At 34.5% G+C, this 19,853-nt stretch carries 21 protein-coding genes; 9 read left to right on the top strand and 12 right to left on the bottom strand.

Features of this window, described 5'->3' with window-relative positions:
• Both ettA and ABX784_RS05475 read left to right on the top strand, forming a co-directional pair.
• A partial coding sequence (gene ettA / locus ABX784_RS05470; protein WP_372653593.1) for an energy-dependent translational throttle protein EttA occupies positions 1–1,239 on the top strand: 1,239 nt, incomplete at its 5' end.
• Between the two features lie 4 nt (positions 1,240–1,243).
• Positions 1,244–2,344, top strand: a complete 1,101-nt coding sequence (locus ABX784_RS05475) for an aspartate kinase (protein WP_372653596.1) — start codon at positions 1,244–1,246, stop codon at positions 2,342–2,344.
• On the opposite strand, the gene ABX784_RS05480 is transcribed toward ABX784_RS05475, so the two are convergent.
• Both ABX784_RS05480 and ABX784_RS05485 read right to left on the bottom strand, forming a co-directional pair.
• Positions 2,277–3,386 carry an ATPase, T2SS/T4P/T4SS family gene (locus tag ABX784_RS05480; RefSeq protein ID WP_372653598.1) on the bottom strand — a complete coding sequence of 370 codons (1,110 nt, stop codon included), beginning with the start codon at positions 3,384–3,386 and terminating at the stop codon, positions 2,277–2,279. The genes ABX784_RS05475 and ABX784_RS05480 overlap by 68 nt on opposite strands.
• The gene (locus ABX784_RS05485) at positions 3,383–4,660 is read right to left on the bottom strand and encodes a hypothetical protein (protein ID WP_372653602.1); all 1,278 of its coding nucleotides are present in this window, start codon (positions 4,658–4,660) and stop codon (positions 3,383–3,385) included. The genes ABX784_RS05480 and ABX784_RS05485 overlap by 4 nt, the downstream gene beginning before the upstream one ends.
• 100 nt (positions 4,661–4,760) lie before the next feature.
• On the opposite strand from ABX784_RS05485, the gene ABX784_RS05490 reads away from it, so the two are divergent.
• Complete coding sequence (locus tag ABX784_RS05490) at positions 4,761–4,889, top strand: hypothetical protein (protein WP_372653605.1); 129 nt, start codon at positions 4,761–4,763, stop codon at positions 4,887–4,889.
• A gap of 68 nt (positions 4,890–4,957) precedes the next feature.
• Here the strand turns inward: ABX784_RS05490 and ABX784_RS05495 are convergent, their stop codons facing one another.
• From ABX784_RS05495 to ABX784_RS05510, 4 genes are all read right to left on the bottom strand, one after another.
• Positions 4,958–5,248, bottom strand: coding sequence for a hypothetical protein (locus ABX784_RS05495; protein ID WP_372653608.1), 291 nt, complete (start codon positions 5,246–5,248; stop codon positions 4,958–4,960).
• Positions 5,232–5,693: a hypothetical protein gene (locus ABX784_RS05500; protein ID WP_372653611.1), complete on the bottom strand. Its 462-nt coding sequence runs from the start codon at positions 5,691–5,693 to the stop codon at positions 5,232–5,234. The genes ABX784_RS05495 and ABX784_RS05500 overlap by 17 nt, the downstream gene beginning before the upstream one ends.
• Before the next feature lie 117 nt (positions 5,694–5,810).
• Complete coding sequence (locus ABX784_RS05505; protein ID WP_372653614.1) at positions 5,811–6,398, bottom strand: hypothetical protein; 588 nt, start codon at positions 6,396–6,398, stop codon at positions 5,811–5,813.
• A 239-nt stretch (positions 6,399–6,637) separates the two neighbouring features.
• On the bottom strand, positions 6,638–6,817 hold the full coding sequence (locus tag ABX784_RS05510; protein WP_372653616.1) for a hypothetical protein: 180 nt from the start codon (positions 6,815–6,817) through the stop codon (positions 6,638–6,640).
• 171 nt (positions 6,818–6,988) lie between these two features.
• On the opposite strand from ABX784_RS05510, the gene ABX784_RS05515 reads away from it, so the two are divergent.
• A complete protein-coding gene (locus ABX784_RS05515) occupies positions 6,989–7,630 on the top strand; it encodes an SPOR domain-containing protein (protein ID WP_372653618.1) in 642 nt (213 codons plus the stop codon).
• A 57-nt stretch (positions 7,631–7,687) separates the two neighbouring features.
• Complete coding sequence (locus ABX784_RS05520) at positions 7,688–8,761, top strand: mannose-1-phosphate guanylyltransferase (protein ID WP_372653620.1); 1,074 nt, start codon at positions 7,688–7,690, stop codon at positions 8,759–8,761.
• Between the two features lie 3 nt (positions 8,762–8,764).
• On the opposite strand, the gene purB is transcribed toward ABX784_RS05520, so the two are convergent.
• The 4 genes from purB to ABX784_RS05540 form a co-directional block, all read right to left on the bottom strand.
• Entirely contained in the window at positions 8,765–10,081 is a 1,317-nt protein-coding gene (purB, locus tag ABX784_RS05525) for an adenylosuccinate lyase (protein ID WP_372653622.1), read from the bottom strand.
• Between the two features lie 24 nt (positions 10,082–10,105).
• Complete coding sequence (locus ABX784_RS05530; protein ID WP_372653625.1) at positions 10,106–10,867, bottom strand: hypothetical protein; 762 nt, start codon at positions 10,865–10,867, stop codon at positions 10,106–10,108.
• Entirely contained in the window at positions 10,867–12,330 is a 1,464-nt protein-coding gene (locus ABX784_RS05535; protein ID WP_372653627.1) for a TolC family protein, read from the bottom strand. The genes ABX784_RS05530 and ABX784_RS05535 overlap by 1 nt, the downstream gene beginning before the upstream one ends.
• Before the next feature lie 82 nt (positions 12,331–12,412).
• The gene (locus ABX784_RS05540; protein WP_372653630.1) at positions 12,413–12,640 is read right to left on the bottom strand and encodes a hypothetical protein; all 228 of its coding nucleotides are present in this window, start codon (positions 12,638–12,640) and stop codon (positions 12,413–12,415) included.
• 208 nt (positions 12,641–12,848) lie between these two features.
• Between ABX784_RS05540 and kdsB the strand changes: the two genes are divergently transcribed.
• From kdsB to ABX784_RS05560, 4 genes are read left to right on the top strand one after another with little or no spacing between them, the layout of a single operon-like run.
• Complete coding sequence (gene kdsB, locus ABX784_RS05545) at positions 12,849–13,622, top strand: 3-deoxy-manno-octulosonate cytidylyltransferase (protein ID WP_372653632.1); 774 nt, start codon at positions 12,849–12,851, stop codon at positions 13,620–13,622.
• The gene (locus tag ABX784_RS05550; protein ID WP_372653634.1) at positions 13,600–15,207 is read left to right on the top strand and encodes a CTP synthase; all 1,608 of its coding nucleotides are present in this window, start codon (positions 13,600–13,602) and stop codon (positions 15,205–15,207) included. Before kdsB ends, ABX784_RS05550 begins: the two co-directional genes overlap by 23 nt.
• The gene (gene kdsA / locus ABX784_RS05555; RefSeq protein WP_372653636.1) at positions 15,197–16,006 is read left to right on the top strand and encodes a 3-deoxy-8-phosphooctulonate synthase; all 810 of its coding nucleotides are present in this window, start codon (positions 15,197–15,199) and stop codon (positions 16,004–16,006) included. The genes ABX784_RS05550 and kdsA overlap by 11 nt, the downstream gene beginning before the upstream one ends.
• Positions 15,996–16,559 (top strand): KdsC family phosphatase, encoded by a 564-nt coding sequence (locus ABX784_RS05560; protein WP_372653638.1) that lies wholly within the window; start codon positions 15,996–15,998, stop codon positions 16,557–16,559. Before kdsA ends, ABX784_RS05560 begins: the two co-directional genes overlap by 11 nt.
• Here ABX784_RS05560 and ABX784_RS05565 read toward each other — a convergent pair.
• Positions 16,556–18,661: an ATP-binding protein gene (locus ABX784_RS05565; protein WP_372653640.1), complete on the bottom strand. Its 2,106-nt coding sequence runs from the start codon at positions 18,659–18,661 to the stop codon at positions 16,556–16,558. The genes ABX784_RS05560 and ABX784_RS05565 overlap by 4 nt on opposite strands.
• The gene (locus tag ABX784_RS05570; protein ID WP_372653643.1) at positions 18,648–19,733 is read right to left on the bottom strand and encodes a substrate-binding domain-containing protein; all 1,086 of its coding nucleotides are present in this window, start codon (positions 19,731–19,733) and stop codon (positions 18,648–18,650) included. The genes ABX784_RS05565 and ABX784_RS05570 overlap by 14 nt, the downstream gene beginning before the upstream one ends.
• Between the last annotated feature and the right edge of the window lie 120 nt (positions 19,734–19,853).

Here is a 19,853-nt window from a genome sequence, read left to right on the forward strand (position 1 = left end):
TTAGACCTAGCGATGGAAGCTTTAAGATGCCCTCCAAGTGACCAGAAGTGTGGTGTTCTTTCAGGTGGTGAAAAGAGAAGAGTTGCTCTTTGTAGATTACTTCTTCAAAAGCCAGATATTCTTTTACTGGATGAGCCAACAAACCACCTTGATGCTGAGACTGTATGGTGGCTGGAAAGACATTTACAACAATATAAAGGGACAGTAATTGCTGTTACCCACGATAGATACTTCCTAGACAATGTTGCTGGTTGGATCCTTGAGCTTGATAGAGGGCAAGGAATTCCATTTGAAGGTAACTACACTGACTGGTTAGATCAAAAATCAAAGAGACTAGCTCAGGAAGAAAAAACAGAATCTAAAAAGCAAAAGGCAATGAAAGAAGAGCTTGAGTGGATTAGAAGTTCTCCAAAGGCCCGTCAAGCTAAGTCAAAAGCTAGAATAAAGAGTTACGAAGATAGATTTAGAGACTCACAAGAAAAAAGAAATGAGACTAATGAGCTCTTTATTCCTGTGGGACCTAGGTTAGGTAACTCGGTAATCGAAGCAAACGATGTGGCAAAAGCATTTGATGATAAAGTTCTTTATGAAAATCTAAACTTTCAACTTCCTCCAGGTGGTGTTGTTGGTATCATTGGTGCCAACGGTGCTGGTAAGACAACTCTATTTAGAATGATTACTGGTGAGCAAGAGCCAACAAGTGGAACATTTAAAGTTGGTGAGACTGTTAAGTTGAGCTACGTTGATCAAGGTCGTGCACTTGACCCTAATAAGACTATTTATGAATCTGTTTCTGGTGGAACAGAGTTTTTAAAGTTAGGTGAGCAAGAGGTAAACGCTAGAGCTTACATTGCTAAGTTTAACTTTTCTGGTGAAGACCAAAAGAAGAAGGTTGGAGAGCTATCAGGTGGTGAAAGAAACAGAGTTCACCTTGCTTCTACTTTACTTACTGGTGGTAATGTTCTTTTACTGGATGAGCCTACCAATGATCTAGATGTAAATACTCTTCAAGCACTAGAGAAAGCTCTTGTAGACTTCCCTGGTTGTGCAGTGATTATTTCCCATGATAGGGCCTTTTTAGATAGACTTGCTACTCACATTCTTGCATTTGAAGGTAATGGAGAGTCAATCTGGTTTGAAGGAAACTTTGCTGATTATGAAGAAGACAAGCGTAAGCGTCTAGGTGATGCAGCAGTGAATCCTAAAAGACATACTTACAAGAAGCTTACGAGAGATTAATTCTTTGAAGATATATAAGTTTGGTGGCAGTAGCGTAAAAGATGCTACTGCCATAAAAAGAGTTTCAAATATAATATTGTCTCAAGACCGTTGTGGTGTTGTTGTTGTTAGTGCAACCAAAAATACAACCAATGAGCTTGAGACTATTGCAAAGTCCTCTTCGCTTTCTGAAGAGAATCTCACTTCTAAACTTATAAGTACTTTATTTGATCGACATAGAGAGATTGCCAGAGATTTAGAGCTTGATATTGAGTTATCTATTTTTGAACTAGAGACGGAGCTTAGGGCCATTTCAAGCTCAATGAAAGGCGATGGAGAGGTTTCTCCTAGTAAGATGGATTCTCTATATAGTTTTGGAGAAAGGCTATCTAGTTTAATTCTATCTAGATACTTACAAAGAGTATCAACTAAGAATGTAATACTAAAAGATGTTAGAGAAGTTCTCATCACTAATGATCATTGGAATCTAGCAGCTCCACTTATTGGAGAAACTAGTAGTGCTATAGAGAAGTGGGGATCTTTAACTGAGAATGACCTCGTTATAACTCAAGGCTTTATCGGATCAACTACCTCTGGGCAAACGACAACCCTTGGCCGTGAGGGTTCTGATTTCAGTGCTACTCTTTTAGGTGAGGTGTTACATGCTAGTGAAGTTACAATATGGACAGATGTTGCAGGTGTCGCTACTTGTGACCCTCGAATAATCGATACTGCAAAATTTATAGAAAACTTAAGCTATAAGCATGCAGCGTCCCTGGCCCATTTTGGTGCAAAAGTTTTATTTGAAAGAACATTAGAGCCAGCAATAAGAAAGAAGTTTCCAGTCCTTGTTAGGTCAACTCTATCTCCCTCTGAAGTGGGGACAAGCATACATGAGCTACCACTAGAAAGTGGTCCTGTAGGAATTGCTTTAGAGAATAATATTCTAACAGTTGTAGGTGAGAAACTCCTCTCTGAAGATGTGGATTTTCCATTCAATTGTCTAAAAAGCTATGAAATTGAAAGGCAGACTGATGAGTTTATTTCTTTAAAATTTTCTAACGAAGATACTGGAAATGCTGTAGAGGTTCTTCATGCATGGGTTTTAAAATCTCTTCATAGTTAACCTTTCCTCTCTCATGTCCAATGATTGAGATCGCATTCTTAACTTTTTTATTTTCTAAAAAAATAATGGTATCAATACCTGCGGTGATTAAATCGAGTGCTGTCTCATTGTTCATCCCTGAAATCCCCGAATATAGACATAGTAAAGTTGATATCCTACTAGGACAATCAAGAGCACTATTAGCATGAATAGTTGTTAAAATTCCTTTATGGCCTGTGTTTGTATTTAGAATAAGTGGTACAACTTCATGTGATCTAATTTCCCCTAGGACTATTCTCTCTGGTCTCATCCTCAAAGCATAGGAGCAATAATCGCTCAGAGAGTGGTTAGGTTTGTCATTTGCAACAAACCTTGTCGTTGTGTCATTAGGAGATTTGATCTCTAGAGTATCTTCAATAATGAGAACGTGCTGGTCATCTTCACTCGTTTTTAATAGAGATGTGAGAAAAGATGTCTTTCCTGAGCCTGTTGAGCCGCAAACTATAATGTTTTTCTTGTTGGAGAAATGTTTTTTAATAACTTCTTTCTCTGCATGATTATTGAAATAAGACTCTAGTGGGTAGACTTGTGTTCCTAATATTCTAATAGAGCACTTATGAGAGTGTTCTTCTGAAAGCGACGAATGGGTTAGAGTTACTCTGACTCGATTACCTTGAATTATTGCTCTAAAACTTACAAATGGTTTAGATACATTCCAATCTATTTTATATTCTAAGCACAGCAGCTTTAAACTAAGACTCAGGTCTTCTGTTGAAAGGTTTGTTGAAGTTGTTTGTTTTTTATTATTCTTAAATTCTTGAAGAGTATTATTGTCGTGAATAATTATTTCTTCTGTATTTTTATCAATTTGAATATAACTCATTTGAGTAATTGATAAAAACCACTTTTGGACATCTTGTTTTGTTAAAAGTATTTGCCAATCTTCACCAAACTCAAGATCTAGATTTATAAAAATATTCTTAATCTCAGGATATACACTTCTATTGATAGACGTCATAATGTACTTTCTGTTAATTTTATAAATATCTTCTGCAATATTCATGGCATTCTCTCTAGTTGGACAAATATTTTGATATTCTTAAAGCTTTCAATTTCTGATGTTGAAGAGAAGAGTTTTCCAAGTATAGGTATCTCTGATAAATAGGGGAGTGAATTGTCTTCAGTCTGAATTCCTTGATGACCAATATCGATGATCTTCAAAGATTCATTTATATTAATTTGAATTCGAGATTTAGTTTTGTTTGAACTTATTGTTGATGTATTAGAACTAGAAACGGGTCTTGAGAGCTCTGTTTCAATGTTTAAGAAAAATTGGTCATTTTCTTTTTCAACTTTTGTCAGAATTTTTAGTCCTGCAAATTTCCAATTCGTAGAATAATCGTCGTTAGTTTTTTGCGTGAAAGGTATTTCACTTCCAATACTAATTTCTCCTTTATGATTTACTCTTGTTAGGATTTCAGGAGTCGCTATGGAGGATAACTTAATACTCTTATCCCCGAAGAATATAAGATTATTTCCTATGAAAGCATTTAAATCATTTTTTATTAAAGAATAAAACTTACTAGAAATTTTATCTAGTCCAAGAGACATTACTTCACTAGACGCTGACTCTAGTAGAATGAGCCGAGTTTTAAGTTTAAAGTTTGGAAGAAGGTCAGTCTCATCTGTTTGAATAAGTTCTAATGGTATTTCACTCAACCAGTAATCAGTAAGAGACTTTAAATCAAAATTGGATTTAGGTATTTTACATTTTATTGGAATTTGTTCAAATTTACAGAAGGCCGTTGTGATTTTCTTTTGAAGTAGTTTTCCGTAGATCATATTAGCAATTTCTTTTTGAAGTTGATTTGAAAGTCTAACTTGATTATCTATTTCAATAGTAGAATCTTTATTTTTTAAGATATTGTGCAGATGTTTTATATCTTTTAATTTATTAAGATCTCCACAGGCCGAGATTGTGGAGTCAATGATGCTTGTTTTAAGGCCTATTCTTTCGAGTTTAAGTCTAGTCATTCTAATTTTTGATGCCTGAATCTTTGTATGTATGAAAATATTGTACTCCAGGACAGAGCCATCCTTGCTCCAGACCTTTAGAGAGCTGAAACCCTGATGTTTTGCCCTGACTATAAGGCTAGCTTTTGCTGCGTAGTGTTTAATACTGACTAGCTCTTTATTGCTGGTGGCATAGTTTGCAAGGCCATTGGTTGGAAGTTTCCTGTATTCTCCTATTGATAGGTTAATAAATTTTGGCTCCTCTTTAACATTATTACAGACACTTAGCGCATTTGGTGCTATTGTAATTAAGGAGTTGGCCAATAATACTTTGACAACTTGGCCCTTAGTGGGTAAAAAATTGGTTCTACTTCGTGTAGATTTAAATAAGAAATTAAAGTTTTTAAGATATAGGAGAGTAATCATGGTATCAAATACAAGAATTACAAAAACTAGAAGATCAAATAAGAAAGTTAAAGCTGGTTCTAGAAGAAAGGCTGCGAATAGAAACAAGGGTACAACTCCTAAGTTCGCGATCCACCAAGAAAAGTAATCGCTTCTTTATTTGAAGAGCAGAAATTCTGCTCTGATAAAATTTAGCTCGCTAATTGTGGGCTTTTTTTATTTCCAGTAAACGCCAAGCATCTCATTCATAATTTCATCGTTTCTAGAGATCACTTTAACGTCCATATTTTTATCAATACAGATATGAGTTGCAACTGAATCACTCTTCTTGCATTTTCCATATTCAATTTTATAGAGTTCTTTTCCAACCTGAAACTTGTTGTTCATTACACTCTCAATTTGAATCATAGACTCCTTATCTTCACCTTCATAAGTAATTAGGATAAGTGGAGTAGAGGCAGAAGTTGAAAAAGAAATTAAGAAAATTAGATTAGAAATGAATTTCATAGTTAACCCTTTTATTAGTTATAACTTTTCTATTAGGAATTAATTTCCAGTTAGAAGGTTTGTTTATTATCCATGCCGATTTGTTATTAGGAACCTCAAGCTTGACTCTCAGTAGACCATCTTGAGTTATCTCTCTTTCTATTATTTTTACACTTTCGATTTCCTGCAGTGTTTGTTGATTTATTAAATTGGCCTTCAACTGATCGTTAGGAATGATGGATGAGACCTCAAGCTCCATTAGTATATGTCCTTCTTGAAGAATTTGTTTTTGCTCTATATGTGGAGTAACTTCCTCATATTGAACAAGAGTCCTAGCTATATGAGATAGGAGAAATATTATGATAAATTGAATGATTATTTTCTTTTTCTCTAACTTACTCTTCTTTTGTGTAGACTCTTTGTATATTTCTAGAGGTGAACTTATCCCATTCTCTTTTGAAGTCATGTAATTCCCTTTGTTCTTCGGTCTTTAAGTGCTTATCTATTTTACAAAAACTAACGATGCTTAAGCTTAGGAAAAAGAGATATAGAGCTAATTCAATCTCAGCAATACCATCTTCATTCATATCTCATATCCCTTGGTAAGTACTTTCACCTTTCTGTCAAAATGGTTATCTAAGTTAAATGTAGATTTGAAAATAATAGGAGGTGTTTCTATAGTTGTTTTTTCACTACTGAAATAGAGGAAGTCTTTCTTTTTCTTAGAAACTAATGATGTAGTATCATCAAAATTTCTTTTAAAGATTACCTTTCCTTTCATTTTATATATTGAGTTTAATGCGATATTTGCCCTTGTAATCTTTGAGCACTCTTTTATTTTATAAATATTTTTATAGAAGATAGCGAGATCGACTTGTTGCTTAGCTTTAAGTGAATTTAATGCAATTTTAGCAGGAATAGATATCTTTGGATTAGGTACTTTAGAAGTATAGAATGAGAACTGAATAAGCCTATTGGCCAAGTTTATATCATTGATGAATTTGCTTTGGTAGAAATGTGACTTTCGCAAACAAAGTAGAGTCATTAATCTAATGCGGTTCTTTTTGTATATAATAACTTTGTTCAATGTTATCGCTGTAAGTCCACTAAGACTCATGAGTAAAAGTAAGCAAAGAAAAAGTTGGGTTGAACCAGATTGATTAAGTTTCATTTTTTTATTTTTACATATCCTTTTATTTCAAATGTCTCATCGTTAACTAAGACACTTTGAAAGCTATGACATTTAAACAGGGTAGTAGGCTGATTTTGAATTATTGAACTTGTTAACTTTTTTAAAAGTAAGTAGTACCTCTCGCTTTGGCAATTTGACTCTTGGGCCAATGTCCAAGAGCCATAGAAAGCAATTAATGATATTTTAAATAGAATAGTGATTTTTAGAATTTCCAAGATTTATCGTGCTGGGATATGTTTGACTATGTCTTTTCTCATTTTCTCAACTCTGGTCTGAACGCTCTCGCCAAATTGCTTCATTGCGACTAGGCAAAATATTCCCACCAAAGATGAGATAATAATGTACTCCATCAGGCCTTGTCCTTTTTGATTCTTTAAAATTCTTTTTGTATTTTTCATTAGATCTCCAAGTTAATCTTCGATGCCTAAAGGCTGCACAGGGCTTGCCAATATAAATGACCTAATCTTAGTAACTTAAAAGTTATCAAGTACAGTAAATGTACTAGTAGGTAAAAATAACTACTGGTAATTACGATTGCATGCAAAATTAGAGCGGATTAAAATAGATCTATGGAAGATAAAACTAAATTATACGTATTTGCTAAAAAAGAAGTGTTCTTAATCTTTGTGTTTATGATTCTCATATCCATAACCTCCTTTTTACTTGGAGTTAAGATAGGGGTGAATAACTCTTATGAGAAAACTGGATACCAACAAGAAGATATTCAAAAGGTTGAAATTTTGTCTCCGGATGAAGAGAAAGTTGATGCACTTGAGAAATCTACTAGTACAGATGAAGATACTTATAAGGCCTTAAAAGAAAAAACTGATATGGCCTTAGAGAAAAAAGTAGAACAAGAGTTTTCTGAAAATATGAAACCTAAAAATACTATGGATACCGAAGCTATGGAAGAGAGTCCTGCTAAAGTATCTCAGCCTTATAAGGCCCCAGCTGTTAAAGACAGCCTAAGTGGTAAGTATACGGTTCAGGTTGGATCTTTTCCTTCTGTGAGTGAAGCAGAAGTATTTGCAAAAGGTTTTAAGGCCAGAGGGTATACTACAATTATTAATGAAAAAGATTTAGAACACAAAGGTACTTGGTTTAGAGTAAGTATCGGCGTATTTGATAATATAAGTGAAGCTAAAGAGTATGTGATAGAGCATAAGTCATTATTTAGCACGTCAGATTACCGCTTCTCTCAATTTGATTAATTTCATTTCTCAAAATTTATTGCTATAATATTCCCATAACTTACAAAGGTAATTTTTATGGGAAATATTTATAGTTTAGTAATGGCCGGTGGACAAGGTACTAGGTTTTGGCCTGAATCAACTTCTAAAAAACCAAAGCAGTATCTACCATTAGTTACAAACCAAAGCTTACTTGCTGATACGCTAGATCGCTTAGATGGTTTAGTAGGTCACGAACAGCGATATATTGTTACAGTTAAAGAGCAACAAGAACTAGTTCTGAAAGACTCTGCAAGTAAAATGGGCGAGGGACAAGTTGTATTTGAGCCTAGTGGTCGAAACACTGCTCCTTGTATACTTCTATCTTTAGCTACTCTTTTAAAGAAAGGCGCTAAGGAATCTGATGTTGTGGCAATTCTTCCTGCAGATCACGTTATTTTAAATAAGAATGGTTTTCAACAAACAATTCAAGAGGCCGTAAATGTCGCTTCAGATAAGAAAAGAATCATTACAATCGGTATTCCTCCTCACTTTCCACATACGGGGTTTGGTTATATCCAAACAGGTGCAGAGTTAACCGAGAATTCTTTAGACGTAGTAAGTTTTAAAGAAAAGCCAAACCTTGAAACTGCAGTTAGCTATTTAGAGTCTGGTAAGTATCTATGGAATGCTGGAATGTTTGTTTCTGAGATTGGAGTACTATTAGAAGAGTTTAAGGAGCATTCTCCAGAAATATTCTCTTACTATGATGAACTTTATGAATCTATAGGTGATGAGAAGAGGGAAGCTGAGGTTTACGCTAAACTTCCTTCTGAGTCTGTGGATTACGCTATTATGGAAAAGTCTAATAGAATTGGTTTGTGTAAAGCAAACTTTGACTGGAATGATTTAGGCTCTTGGGATGCATTATCGACTGTCGTAGAAGAGACTGAAGGTAATACACTTGTTAGTGCTAAAAATCATTACTTTGAAGATTCAAAAGGTAACGTTGTCTATACTCCAGATCAGTTTGTAGGACTAATTGGAGTTGAAGATTTAATTGTTATTGCAAATGGAAAGTCTGTAGTTGTTCTTCCAAAAAGTGACTCACAAAAAGTTAAAAATATAGTGAATCACTTAAAGGAAAAAGATTATGGAAAAGAGCTTCTCTAGCTCTTATCCCTGGGGGTAGGATTTTCTTACCCTCTCAAAAACCTTGTTCGTAGATTTTAAGAAAATATTTTTTATTTCATCTCTTGTTGGGATTGGCAACTCAAGCTTCTCTCCCTTCTCTGAAAGTAGGGACTGTAAGCTCTTGTGAAAAATCTCTGCACTCTGAGTTTTACTTGCTTGAAAACTTGCTTGTTGAACAAGAGTGTATAGTTCATCACGTTTAAAGTTTGTATTTTCAATCAAGTGGTGCAAGTAGTAGCTCGAGAGGTAAGTACAGTTCTCATATACTCTATTTGTAATTGCTTCTTCATTTATAACTAAGTTTTCTACGGTAGAATTTAATCTCTTTAGTGAATAAAGTAGGATTCCAAAAGAGTCTGGTAGATACATTCTCTCTGTTGAAGAGTGAGAGATATCTCTCTCGTGCCACAGGACAATATTGTCTAGAGCAACGCTTAAGTGGGAGCGTAGCATTCTGGCCATACCAGTTAAGTTTTCACCGCTAATAGGGTTCTTTTTATGTGGCATGGTTGAAGAACCTTTCTGTCCTTTAGCAAAGCCTTCAAATACTTCTCCAACGTCTGATCTGTGTAGATGTCTAATCTCCACTGCAATTCTTTCAATCGCAGAGCCCGTAAGGGAAATGATAGAAATAAGTTTTGCAATACGGTCTCTAGGGATGACTTGAGTACTATGTTCTTCAGGAAGAATCCCTAGTTCTTTAGCTGCAATAGCTTCAAGCTCCGGAGTTAAGATTGTGTAATTACCTACGGCACCCGAGAACTGTACTCGTAAATCATTTTGATAGTAATCATTTAGCTCTTGGTATCTTCTACAAAATTCACTGTAGTGACCTAGTAGTTTTTGTCCAAAACTCATTGGCTCTGCAAACATTCCATGGGAGCGACCAATTGTAGGTATTTCTTTAGATTCTTCAGCTCTTTTTAGTAGAGATGATAGTAATTTTTTAAACTCAGGTAATATCTGTTCTAGGGATTGCTTTATTTGTAGTGTGAGTGATGAGTCGATTATATCACTAGATGTAACTCCAAAATGAAAGAACTTTCCAATTTCAGGTTCTAGGTTTTCAGTAATTGAAGAGCAAAATGCAATAATGTCATGCTTTGTTTCTTTCTCAATTTCTAAAATTCTCTCTACGTTTATTTTTGCACTTTCTTTGATGGCATCACTTGTTCCTTTTGGAACTCTTGTGCCTTCAAGTGACTTTAAAATAGCTAACTCAACTTCTAGGTAGGTTTGAAACTTGTTTTTCTCTGTCCAAATATTTGAGATTTCTTTTCTTTCATAACGTGAGATCATTTAGGTGACTCCATAAGGATTTAATTAAAAGTAAAAGGAAATATCACCAGCTAGAGAAGTCCAATTTAATAGTAGTGAACCTTGGCTTGATGTTTCCGTAGATGTTGTTGCTGATCTTTTTACATGAGCTATATTGTAGTTAAACCTAACTCCCCAATGGACTGTATTACTTGATCTAAAGTGAATACCTAAGTCGGCCTTCATTCCAAAACCACTATAGGATTCTCCGAGCTCAGTAGAGGTATTGTTGTAATTAACAAATGCACCCATTGTTTCAAATAGATTATCACTTTCAAAAAGAGTTTGAATTAAGCTTGTCCTATAAGAAAGCCCTGTTCCTACAGTCGTAGTCGTTAGAGTTTGGTTAGCTATATCATCTGCTGTTGAAGTAGGGAATTGAGAGTTGTCGTCGGCAACTTGTGAGAATATAGCACTACTTTGAGCTCCATAGAACTCCCACCATGCATAATCAAGCCTTTTAGCATATTGAAATTCTATTCCTGAAATATCCATTGCTTTCATAGGGTTTGAGTTGAGGTTGTATAGAAGAGATACTCGAGAGCTATCTTTGCTCGTTGAGTAGCTATCTAGGGAAAGGCCAGATTCAAGATCATAGTTCTTTATTTTTAGTTCTTCATCTATACTCTTTTCATCTTTAGATTTTCCAGATCTTAAGTACTTTAAATTACCCTCTAATTCATCATCAGTAGGTGGTAAGCTAGACTGAGCAAAAGTCGTATTTACAGTTAGAAGAGATAATAAAACTAGTACTGATATCTTTTTCATTATTTCTTACCTTTCTTATATTCTTGGATAAGTTTCTCAAAGTTTTGACCTGGGAAATCTTCTACTCCGGCCGTTTTTGCAAGTTGGACCTTGTTAAATAAATGTAAAAATTTACTTTGCTCTAATAGGATTTGAGCATCTGTTAACTCAATAAGAGTATTTTTAAAGTCTATATAACGAGCTTTTTTATTCATGTAGTTTTCTAGAATAGTATCAAATGATTTTTGAAGAGTTGGAATTCTTGCATCTAGAATATTAACTTGGTTCTGTAGATGTTTGACTGTGAAGTATTGTGATTTTAGAAGTCCTTTTGAGTCTCTTATAGCTTGTGCTTTTTTTGCAAATGCTACATGTTTTGAGAGTAGAGAACTTCTTGTTGTTCTACCGTTTAAGAGTCCGCCAGTTCCTGTTAAAGACCAAGTTGCATTGATAGATGCAACAATATCAATATTAGAGTTTCCTGGGCCTGTTGAGTAAGTAGTTCTATTTGTATCAGGGCTGAAGCGGTAGTCATATGCTCCTAGCTTCATACTAATCTTAGGTAAAGGTAAGTTATTTTTTAGAGCTAGTTCATAACTTCTTTTAGCATTTTCAACATCTGTCAGTGCGTCCAATGTATCTGGATTATTTAAAGTTGCTAGTCTTATAATCTCTTCAAGAGGTGTCGTTAGGAGCTCGTACTTTAGGCTGTCTTGTAAAACATACTTTGTCCCTACGTCATCGTTAATGATATTTGCAATGACTTCATTTTGTAGTTGAACTTCATTCTTAGCTTCATGATATTCATTTTGGGCCCTAAGATATTCTGACCTTGCAAGGTAGTAGTCTTGTTTTGAAACTTTTTTTAATGATATCTTTTCTCTATTTAATCTATAAATAAATGAGGCATGACGAAGTTGGTCTCTTTTGATTCTTTCTTTTTCTTTATAGAAATAAAGCTTAAAGTACGAAACAATTAAATCATGCTTCAACTCACGACTGGCCTCAGTAATTTTCTCTTTGGATCTTTTAATATCAGCTTTTGTACTTAGGTAGGGAAGGTAGTCTTTTCCCCAGTTAAAAAGAGTATAGTCTCCAATATTAAGAGCTAGAGCTCCATTAGGTCTTGTTTCTCTAGGTGTCGCATTGTTGCTTCCACTTTTTAGTGTTCCCAGTCTGTGCTCAGCACTAATTAGACTAATATTTACTTTAGGTATCCAGAAGTCTTCCCAGGTATCGTCCCATTTTAGATCAAGTATTTCTGAGTTGTACTTTCTTATTTGTTGATCGTAGTTCTTTCTTAGGCCTTGCTCAATTACATCATTAAGATGAAGTGCTTTTGAGTTGAGTCGACTCTGAGTCGATTCATCCAATGATTGAACATAGCCTTCAGAACTTAATTGTTTAGGAGTAGGTTGTGCATAGGTATTTAACGCCGTTAAAGCAATTATCACTACTGATGATTTTTTAATGAATCCGTTCATTTTAAATGTCTCTTTTATAGTGTGTGTTTAAAAATCATACGAAAAAAAACAGGGCCTGAAAAGAGAAGTTTTTAATGTTTATTTAGAGTGTTAAGCCTGGGCATCCAGTACGAACGATACTTTCTTCGAGGTGTGTGATTTTGATGAGGGAGAGCCGTAATTCATTTTTTAATTTACCGTAATTATCAATGAGTTTAACTTTTACAGTTTTCTTTTCTTTTGGAACGTATTTTAAGAGATTTCTGTTTCTCGTAATGAGTTCCATTAATTTTTGTTTGTGGGCGACTTTCTGGTTACGTTTATTTAGCAACTCTTCGCACCTTCTCGAGATACTAGGGTCAGTAATTACTGTATTTTCATAGTCCTGCGCTTGTATCAGGTTGATACATATTAGGAAGCAAAGCGTAAATGTGATAAAAAATACTTTTGTTCTTATCATTTTCATTAATTATAATAACATAGCTTGGAAGGTTTAATCTAAAGTGTTAAATTCTACCCTTAAAGTCACGGAGATGATTTTGAATGAATTAAGAGTACTAGTTCTCATTCCTGCTCGCTATGCGTCGTCAAGGTTTCCTGGAAAACCTCTGGCAAAAATCTCTAAAAAATCAATGATTCAAAGAGTGTATGAAAACTGTTTAGGCATTAAAGACCAATTAACTCACTCGGTTGTTAGTGTTGTTACAGATGACTCTCGAATTGAGGAGCATGTTAAAGACTTTGGTGGTGAAGTTGTACGTGTAGATGATGATGTAGCATCTGGGTCTGAGAGAATTGCATTAGCTTTAGAGAGGTTTTACTCTAATAAAGAATGGGATTTCGTAATTAACGTACAAGGTGATGAGCCTTTAATAGAAAGCGACTTACTTTCAAGACTAGCGCAGTACCATTCTGAAAGTAACTTTGACCTCGCAACTGTGGTTAAACCATTTTCTGGATTTGAAGAAGATCATAATGATTCAAATAAAGTTAAAGCAATATATAGTCCTGTTAGAGGACAATGCCTTTACTTTTCTCGGGCTAGACTTCCATATTATAGGGAAGAGGTTAAGTCACAAGATTGGTTTCTTCATATAGGTATTTATTCATTTAGGCCTAAAGCTCTTAAAGAGTTTTGTAAGCTTGAAGGATCCTATTACGAAAATATAGAAAAATTAGAACAATTAAGGGCCCTTGAAAATGGTTATACCATTGGGGCAGTAACAACAGATATGACATTAATGGGAGTAGACGTCCCAGAAGATATTGCAAAACTTGAAGGAGTTCTTCGTGAAAGGGAAATCAAGTCCTAAGAAATTTATTTTTATTACTGGTGGAGTAGCCAGTTCTCTCGGTAAAGGTCTTGCTGCTGCAAGTATTGCCGGACTTCTTGAAAGAAGAGGTCTCAAAGTTAATATGCTGAAAATGGATCCATATATTAACGTAGATCCTGGGACAATGAGTCCTACGCAGCATGGAGAAGTTTTTGTAACCGATGATGGAGCTGAGACGGATTTAGACCTAGGTCATTACGAAAGGTTCACTTCTCTTACTCTTAGCAAGACAAGTAACTTCACGACAGGTCAGGTTTACCTGAAAGTTATTGAAAATGAGAGAGAGGGCAAGTACTTAGGAAAAACTGTTCAAGTTGTTCCTCACATTACAAATGAAATTAAAAGAAGAATTCACCTTGCAGCGGAAGATACTGAGATTCTTCTTGGTGAAATTGGTGGAACGGTTGGAGATATTGAGTCTCAACCATTTGTTGAGTCAATAAGACAGCTAGCGCAAGATGTAGGTCCTGAAAATGTACTTTTTGTTCACTTAGTATTAGTTCCATATCTAGGTGCAGCGGGAGAGTTAAAAACAAAGCCAGCTCAACACTCTGTAAAAGAATTAAGATCTATGGGACTATTTCCACAAATCATAATTTGTAGATCAGATAGAGAAGTAGAGAGTTCGTTAATTGATAAGATTTCTCTATTTTGTAATGTTCAAAAAGAGAATGTTTTTCAATCAATTGATGTTGATACAATTTATCAAGTCCCTTTGAGTCTTCATGCTCAAGGATTAGATCAGAGAATTGCAAACCTTCTAGGTATTTGGGCGGCAGCACCTAAAATCGATGATCTTGAAAAGGTTGTCTATAATTTTAAGAATCCACTTAGAAAAGTAAAAATAGGGATCGTTGGTAAGTATACTGAATTAGTAGAGTCATATAAGTCTTTAGATGAAGCTCTAAATCATGCTGCAAATTCATGTCAACTAGAGCTTGATCCAGTTTATATTGACGCTGAAGAGCTTGAAAAAGGTAATGATAAAATTCTCTCTGAAATTCAAGGTATTCTTGTTCCTGGTGGCTTTGGTCAAAGAGGAACTGAAGGAAAGATAAAAGCAATAAAGTTTGCTAGAGAAAATAAGCTTCCTTTCTTTGGAATCTGTCTTGGAATGCAACTTGCGATGATTGAATATGCCAGAAATATTGTAGGTCTTGAAACTGCAACAAGTGAAGAGTTTGGCAGCGGTGGAGACCATGTTGTTCACTTTATGGAAGGTCAAAGTGAAGAGGGGACAAAAGGCGGTTCAATGAGACTTGGTGCTTATGAGTGCGAGTTAATAGAAGACTCTTACGCTAAAAAGATTTATGGTTCTAAAATTATAAGTGAGAGACATAGACATAGGCTTGAGGTTAATAATTTATACGCTTCAAAAATTAGCGAAGCTGGTATGATTATCTCTGGGATAAATAAAGAACTTGATCTAGTAGAAGTGGTTGAGCTTAAAGAGCACCCTCACTTTATTGCTTGTCAGTATCACCCAGAGTTTAAATCTCGTCCATATACACCACATCCATTATTTAAAGCATTTATAGAAAAGGCAGATAAGTATGAGCAATAAGAAAATGGACTTCTTTATAGGTCCTTGTGTACTTGAAAGTGAAACTCTTGCAATGGATATTGCTGGTAAGTTAGTTGAAGACTTAAAAGAGTTTGAAGATAAAATTCAACTTCATTTCAAAGGAAGTTTTGATAAAGCTAATAGGTCTTCAATAGACTCTTATAGAGGGCCAGGGATTGATGCCGGGCTTAAAATATTAGAAAAAGTAGGTAAGACATACTCACTACCTACGATCACTGATTTTCATCACCCAGAACAAGCTGATCAGATTGCTAGTGTTGTTAAAACACTTCAGGTTCCGGCTTTCTTATGTCGCCAAACTGACATGATTCTTGCGGGTGCAAAAGCTTGCTCTGAACATGGTGGACAACTAAAAGTTAAGAAAGGTCAGTTCTTAAGTCCAGAGGAAACTAAAAATATTGTAGATAAGGCGCTAAACTATTTAACTAAAGACCAAATTTTACTGACCGAGCGTGGAACAAGCTTTGGCTATAATAACCTTGTTGTAGATATGGCAAGTTTTCAAATTATGAAAAGTTTTGGAGTCCGCACTATCCATGATGCTACTCACTGTGTTCAAAGACCTGGTGGATTAGGAACTTATACTGGTGGTAAGAGAGAGCAGATATTCACTCTTGCAAAAGCTGCTGTGGCCGCAGGTGCTGATGGGATTTTTATGGAGTGTCATCCTAATCCTGATAAGGCGCTTTCAGACTCTGCGACTGCTCTACCAATTGAAAAGGTGAAAGAAATTGTAGCGAAACTTATTCAAATTAAGGATGTTGTTGATGCAAACTAATTTAAGAGAAGTCGCTGAAAAGTTTAAAGAAAAACTTTTGAAAATTAAAGTTGTGGCGTTTGACGTTGATGGAATTCTTACAGATGGAAAAGTTTGGTATAGCGGTGATGAAATGGGTTGGAATCGATTCACCGATACTAGAGATGGCTACGGACTTAAGATGCTAAAAAACTTTGGCTTTAAAGTTGGAATTATAACTGGAGGAGACTCTTTAAGTGTAATTAAGCGATTTAAAGAAAACTTAGCTCTTGATTTTGTTTACTATGGTAATGAGGATAAAAGAGAATCATATAAATTACTTTTGTCTGAAGGATACTCTCAGGATGAAATCCTCTATGTTGGAGATGAATTTTTTGATGTTCCACTTATGATCGCTAGTGGATTCTCTGCAACAGTTCCTGTCGCTTCCGAGGAAGTGAGAGAGAAGGCTGATTATGTAACTTCAGTTTCTGGAATTGGATCAGCTCGAGAAGTTATTGATATTCTAAGGTATGCACACGGACTTTACCCTGAAGTCCTTGACCTAGATGGTAACGTTATAAAGTTTAACTAAGAATTTGAAAGAGGTATGCTCACTTCAAAGTGAGCTCCTCTTGAAGACTTCACAAGCTTTAGGTTTCCTGACATCTCTAGCATTAGCTCTTTGGAAATACTAAGTCCTAAACCTGTTCCACTACCTTTTTCTTTCGTCGTGAAGAAGGGAGAAAATATCTCTGAGGCAATCTCTTCTTTTATCCCTGGGCCACTATCTTCAAAATGAATAATACAGTTCTTTCCTTTTATCTCTGTTGATATACAAATTTTTCTCTCATCTGTTTCTTTAAGGGCATCAACGGAGTTATTAATTAAATTAACAAGAATTTGTGAGAACTGTGTTTCTTTGATTTGAATATTTATCGAAGGATCAAGTTTAGCGATATCTAGCTTGACTTTATTTCTTTTCATCTTCTCTTCAATGAAGATTAGTGTTTTAGAGAGTACATGATTAAGATTTTTTGACTCTAATTTATCTTTACTACCTTCTCTTGAGAAGTCTAATAAGTTAGAGACAATTTGAGATGTTCGGTTCACAGAGCTTTCTATATTTTCTATCGCCCTCGAAATTTTAAGTTTTTTATCTTCATTTTCAATCTCTATAAAATTGAGCTCATGCTCCAGTATTGTGAGAGATAAAGATATTATTCCCATTGGGTTATTAACTTCATGGGCAATACTACTTGCTACTTCTCCAATTGCTGCCAGTTTTTGATTGTGAATAGATTTAGATCTTTCAGCTTCAATTTGGGCCTGAGATTCAACTCGTTCTGTATTATCAATGCAAATGATAAAGATATAGTCTTCTTTCTTATCTTGGATAAAGGTCCAATTAGTATTCTTCCATAGATTCTCAGCTTTAAAATTAATCTCTTCTTCAAATGATGAAGGCGAGTATTTTATATTTGAGAAAATCTTCTTGAATTGAGTGTTATCAGAAAGAGAGCTATCTCTAAGTATATTTCCCTCAGTCTTTGTAATTTTAAATAAATCAATTGAGGATTGGTTCGTTTGAATAATATTACCTCGATAATCTAGTATCAAAACAGAGATTGGAGAAGAATTTATAAATTTTGCAAGTTGAGATTTCTTCTGTTGAAACTTTTTAAATACATCAATGAAGTTTTCTTCAATTAAATTGAATTCCCTTATTATACTCTTACTTTTTGGAGTATGAATATTTCTGATCATTAGAAGGTTAATTGTCTTCATTAAGTTTTCTAATGGGGGAGTGATTAACTTATTGGCAAAAATCATTGCGATTAAACAAAGTGTCAGAGAAATTAAAACAGTTAAAATAAAGTTTGTAATATATGAGCTCTTAAGATTCTTAATGTAATTAGAGCTTGTTTCGAAAACTATCTTTAGGTGGTAATCTTCATTGATTAAGATTTTTCCAATAAAGTATAGTTTTGATTGTACCTGAATTAATTGATTATATTTAGCTGCAGATATCTCTCTTTCTTCTTCGGAGTTAATCTTTTGGGTTCCCGAAACTAAAGAGCTATTTACAAAGAAATAAACATTATGGTTATTAATTTTCTGCGAAAGCTCTGAAATAAATTTATTTTTATTATTTAAAATATAACCACTATGTAGGGTTGCTAGAACTTTTCCTGTTTTCTTAGAGATAATATCTTTATTGGCAAAAATGATGACATTATTACTTTTAGTTGTATAGAGCTCCAAGCGTTGAGGGTAGGGACTCCTTTCAATATATCCTTTTACTATTTCTTTGCTATTTAAAATATTTAAACTAACGTCTGTAACGCGTTTATTGCCGTCATAAGTAAGAAAGAGGAAGTCTGTTTCTAAGTTTTCAATAACTGCATTTTCTAGATTTTCTCTGGCTCCGTCATAGTCTTCTTTTTCTAACTTTTCGTGTAGATCGGAGTTATTAACATACTCGGAGAGTTTACTACTTCGGATTTGTAGTACTGAGTTGATATATATCTGGGATATTTTTTCATCATCCTTAAAGTCATCTATTGTTTTATCCTTAAGAAGTAGCATTGAAGAATTAAATTGATTATAGAATAAAGGAATTGTTACTAATGTAACGACAAAGATAATAATAATCCCAATTAGTAATGAAATTTTTATGTCTTTACTTTGCTTCATTTGAGTACCTAAAGGCCTTTTCTTCTAAGGATTCTATCTTCTGCTGGGTAGTTTGTTTATCAATTAAGACCATTTCTCCTGAAAAAACTAATGGTACTTCTTCAGAATCTCCCTGTAGATCAAGTCTTATTGCCTCAGCAGTTGCTATTGCACTGTCATCGTTCATACGCATGACTGTTAAATCTATTCCCTCTACACCATTTTTTATACTATCGAGTTCAGCCGTTCCTCCTCCCCATCCATTTAGTAAAAATGAAGATTCTTTTTTAAACTTACTTGCTGCTAAGCTGATATCTGTAGAGCAAGATATAACTAGATCAACTTTTTTGTTTTTCTTAAAGAAGTCTTTCAGTGCCACTTCTGTATTCGCGCCACTTCCGTCTGTATAGTATCTACTTACAAGGTTCCATTTCTTGTCTTTGACTAATTGCTTTATCGCATAGTCTCCTCTCATAGTGCTAACATAGCCCTGAGAGTGATAGAGAACGAGGAAGTCTCCTCCGTTAGGGAGCTTTCTTTTTATGTCATCTATTAATATTTGAGTTCCAATTTCGTGGTCAAAGCCTACATAGAAAAATGGTTGGTTTTTTCCCCATGACTTTAGAGGAGTTGTAATATTTAAAAGTATAACTTTAATAGATGAGTAATTTAATATCTGATTAACTAGTTTTGAGTGTTCATTAATATTTAGTGTAAAAATCAGATAATCTGGCTTCTCTTTAATTGCTTCAATAATTTCTTTTGATGATTTGTTTAGGCCTTCTCCTGTAGGAGCAGGGATTAGGTTAAGTTCGTAATCTATTTTACTCTCAGTTAATCGCTTCTTTAGAGCGCTTATATTTCTACGCCAGTAGTCTGAAACCTGTGAGTTTGGATAAATGAGGGCAATTTTAACTCTCTTTTTCTGTTTTATTGTAATTTCTTGGGCGTCACTCTTAATTAACTTCTCAAAATCATTGAGTATTTTGACTTGACGAGGGTTTTCCTTCAAGAATTCATCGAGATGCCAGTACTCATCAGCAGAAGCCGAAACTAGTTGAACAATAGTTAGAATGTATATTATTAGCTTCAATTTAATTCCTTCTTTCAGTAATATTCTTTTCGGAAGATATTGATTTTACTAAAGTTTTTACCAAAAGCTTGACTCAGTCTATTGGTTGTTTTAATTAATGGTAAACGATTAATCGATTAA

Origin of the sequence: Halobacteriovorax sp., from assembly GCF_041587335.1 — a bacterium.
In the GTDB taxonomy this organism is placed as follows: Bacteria; Bdellovibrionota; Bacteriovoracia; order Bacteriovoracales; family Bacteriovoracaceae; genus Halobacteriovorax.